The organism is Kitasatospora sp. NPDC001225 (genome assembly GCF_053597855.1).
This window is the reverse complement of record NZ_JBSFJC010000295.1, coordinates 1-3,560: the sequence shown is the minus strand read 5'-3', so window position 1 is coordinate 3,560 and position 3,560 is coordinate 1. Positions and strand designations below refer to the sequence as shown.

Here is a 3,560-nt window from a genome sequence, read left to right as displayed (position 1 = left end):
GGCGACCACCAGCCCGGCCCGGGCCTCGCCGTCCCAGCCGACCGCGATCGCGGTGCGGCCGGCCGCCTCGGCGGCGGCCTTGGCGCGGGCCAGGGAGGGCGGCAGGTGCTGCGCGCGGTCGGCCAGCAGGGCCTCGCGCCCGGCGACCACCGCGCGCCCCGCCACGACCCCCTCCACGCCCCGCCCGGGCACGCTGCGGAAGTCCGCGACGGCGGGCAGGGCGCCGGCCTCGGCGGCGGCCTCGGCGACCGCCCGGGCGACCGGGTGCTCGGAGGCGTGCTCGACGGCGCCCGCCAGGCGCAGCGCCTCGGCCCGGTCCACGCCCTCGGCGGTGTGCACGGCGACCAGGGCCATCCGGCCGGTGGTGACGGTGCCGGTCTTGTCCAGGACGACGGTGTCCACCGTGCGGGTGGTCTCCAGCACCTCGGGGCCCTTGATCAGGATGCCCAGCTGGGCGCCGCGGCCGGTGCCGACCATGAGCGCGGTCGGGGTGGCCAGGCCCAGGGCGCACGGGCAGGCGATGATCAGCACGGCGACGGCCGCGGTGAAGGCCTCGGTAGAGCTGTCGGTGGCCAGCAGCCAGACCACCAGGGTGGCCAGGGCGATCAGGATGACGGCCGGGACGAAGACCGCGGAGATCCGGTCGGCCAGCCGCTGGGCGGCGGCCTTGCCGTTCTGGGCCTCCTCGACCAGCCGGGCCATCCGGGCCAGCCGGGTGTCCGCGCCGACCCGGGTGGCCTCGACCACCAGCCGGCCGCCCGCGTTGACGGTGGCGCCGGTGACGGCGTCGCCGACGGTGACCTCGACCGGGACGGACTCGCCGGTCAGCATCGAGGCGTCCACCGCCGAGGCGCCCTCGACCACCGTGCCGTCGGTGGCGATCTTCTCGCCCGGCCGGACCACGAAGCGGGTGCCGACCGTCAGCCGGTCCACCGGCAGCCGTACCTCGCGTCCCCCCTCCAGGACCGCGACGTCCTTGGCGCCGAGGTCGAGCAGGGCGTGCAGCGCGGCGCCGGCCCGGCGCTTGGAGCGGGCCTCCAGGTAGCGGCCGAGCAGGATCAGCACGGTGACGGCGGCGGCGGTCTCCAGGTAGAGCGTGGCCGAGGCGTCGGTGTCGCCGACCGAGAGCGAGAAGTCGTGGTGCGTCCCGGGCCGGCCGGCGTGGCCGCCGAACAGCGCCCAGCAGGACCAGCCGAAGGCGGCCAGGGTGCCGAGCGAGACCAGGGTGTCCATGGTGGCGGCGCCGTGCCGGAGGTTGGTCCAGGCGGCGCGGTGGAAGGGCAGGCCGCCGTAGACCACGACCGGGCCGGTGAGTGCGAAGGCCAGCCACTGCCAGTCGGTGAACTGGAGGGCCGGGACCATCGACAGCAGCACCACCGGGACGGCGAGGACGGCGCTGGTCAGCAGCCGGTCGCGCAGGGGGTCGGCGGGCTCGGGCCGGGTGGGGTGCTCGGGGGCGGCCGGGGGCGGGGGGAGCTCGGCGGTGTAGCCGGTGCGCTCGACGGTGGCGATCAGGTCCTCGACCGTGGTGCCGGGGCCGAAGTCGACCCGGGCCCTCTCGGTGGCGAAGTTGACGGTGGCCTCGACGCCGTCCATCCGGTTGAGCTTCTTCTCGATCCGGGCCGCGCAGGAGGCGCAGGTCATCCCGCCGATCGACAGCTCGACCCGGTCCCGCGCCCCGAGGTCCGGGGTGGACGTGCTCATGCGGATCAGCTCCTCGGTGCGGGTGGCCGGCGGGGCGCCGCGGCGGCCCCGCCGTGCCGGGTGGTTCAGGCGCTGCGGCCGACCAGCTCGTAGCCGGCCTCGTCGATCGCGGCGCGCACCTGCTCGTCGTCCAACGGGGCGGCGGAGGAGATCGTCACGGTCCCGGCCGTGGCGTCGGCGGCGACCCCGGTGACCCCGGCCAGGGCGGAGACCTCCTCGCTGATCGCCTTCTCGCAGTGGCCGCAGCTCATGCCGGACACGGTGTAGGTGATGGTGCTGGACATCGGGGGCCTCCGGGAGGTCCGGGCGGCCCGGGGTTCGCCCGGGGCGCGGCGCTGGCAACGACTGTTGTGACAACACCATACCCCTCCAGGGTATTCCGGGAGTGGTGGGGGTGGGGCGCCCGGATCGCCCGGGAACGCCGGGGGCCAGGGCCGGTCGGGCTTCCGCGGTGATCGTCCCTTATGTTCGGTATGTGTTTCCGCTCCGCCGCGCCCAGTCTCCCTCGGCTCCCACGGCAGCCGGACTGCCGCCGGACCGGCAGCGCGGCGCCCTGCTCGCCGCCGACCTCCAGGACGTGCCCTTCTGGCGGCGCGCCACCCCGGCGCTGATCGCCGTCCTGCTCGTCGGGCTCGCGGACTTCCTCTCCGGCAAGGACCGCTACCTGGCCCCGCTGATGACCGTGGTGCCGACCGTCGCGGCACTGACCCTGAAGCCCCGCGAACTGCTGCTGGTCTGCTCGCTCGGGCTGCTCACGGTGTTCGGGCTCAGCCACCACGACGAGGTCGACAACATCAACGACGCCCGCTTCCTGTACGGGGCGATGGTCAGCTACGTCGTCCTGACGCTGTTCTCGGCCTGGGTCGCCAAGATCCGGATGCGGCGCGCGGCGGCCTTCGCGGCCGTCAGCTCCGTCGCCGAAGCCGCCCAGCGGGCGCTGCTGCAGCTGCCCGGGCCGACCGTCGGGCCGCTGCGGCTCGCGGTGCGGTACGTGTCGGCGGCGGACGCCTCACGGATCGGCGGGGACCTGTACTCCGTACTGGAGACGCCGCACGGCACCCGGGTCGCGGTCGGGGACGTCCGGGGCAAGGGACTGGCCGCCGTGCAGACCGCGGCCGTGGTGCTGGGCGCCTTCCGCGAGGCGGCGTACGACGAGGCCGGACTGCGGGGCGTCGCGGCGCGGATCGAGGCCAGCGTCGAACGGCACGTGCCGGACGGGGAGTTCACCACGGCACTGTTCGCGGAGTTCCGTACGCCCGGGGCGATGGAGCTGCTGCAGTACGGGCATGTGCCGCCGATCCGGGTGGACCACGAGGGGCGGGCGCACGTGCTGGACGCGCCCGACCCGTGGGTGCCGCTGGGGCTCGGCCGGCTGGCGGCGGGGGAGCCGACCACCTGGGCCCAGCCGTTCGGGGCGGAGGACGTGCTGGTGCTCTGCACGGACGGGGTGATCGAGGCGCGGCACCGGACGAGCGGGGAGTTCTACCCGCTGGCCGAGCGGGTCGGGCCGCTGGTGCGGGGGGCCGCGCGCTCGGAGGGGGAGCTGGAGACGGCGGTCGGGCGGGTGTACGCGGACCTGCTGGCGCACACGGGTGGGGAGTTGCGGGACGACGCGTTGTTGCTGCTGATCGTGCGGACGGATGGGTGAGGGGGCCCTGCGGGGGTCTTCTGTGGGGGTGGGCTCTCGGGAGGGTGGGGGCCGGGGGTGGCTCCGGGGGTGGTCGCTCCGGGGGCTGGATGATTTTCAGACTGCCAACCCTGGAGGTGGGGCGTTCAGACCGTTGGCAGGGCGGTGACGTCCTGGCCCCGTACAAGCGGCCGGTGAACACCGTCTTCCAGAGCTACGCGCTCTTCCC

3 protein-coding genes are annotated in these 3,560 nt (G+C 75.3%); 1 reads left to right on the top strand and 2 read right to left on the bottom strand.

Annotated elements, in window-relative coordinates; genetic code table 11:
- Together ACWDCZ_RS39435 and ACWDCZ_RS39430 are read right to left on the bottom strand one after the other, a co-directional pair.
- Positions 1 to 1,704: heavy metal translocating P-type ATPase (locus ACWDCZ_RS39435; protein ID WP_449818479.1), on the bottom strand; the 1,704-nt coding region annotated here is incomplete at its 3' end.
- Positions 1,705 to 1,769: 65 nt separating this feature from the next.
- Positions 1,770 to 1,988 carry a heavy-metal-associated domain-containing protein gene (locus tag ACWDCZ_RS39430; RefSeq protein ID WP_049651134.1) on the bottom strand — a complete coding sequence of 73 codons (219 nt, stop codon included), beginning with the start codon at positions 1,986 to 1,988 and terminating at the stop codon, positions 1,770 to 1,772.
- A 191-nt stretch (positions 1,989 to 2,179) separates the two neighbouring features.
- Between ACWDCZ_RS39430 and ACWDCZ_RS39425 the strand changes: the two genes are divergently transcribed.
- On the top strand, positions 2,180 to 3,352 hold the full coding sequence (locus tag ACWDCZ_RS39425) for a PP2C family protein-serine/threonine phosphatase (protein WP_053112039.1): 1,173 nt from the start codon (positions 2,180 to 2,182) through the stop codon (positions 3,350 to 3,352).
- The last annotated feature ends 208 nt before the right edge of the window (positions 3,353 to 3,560 follow it).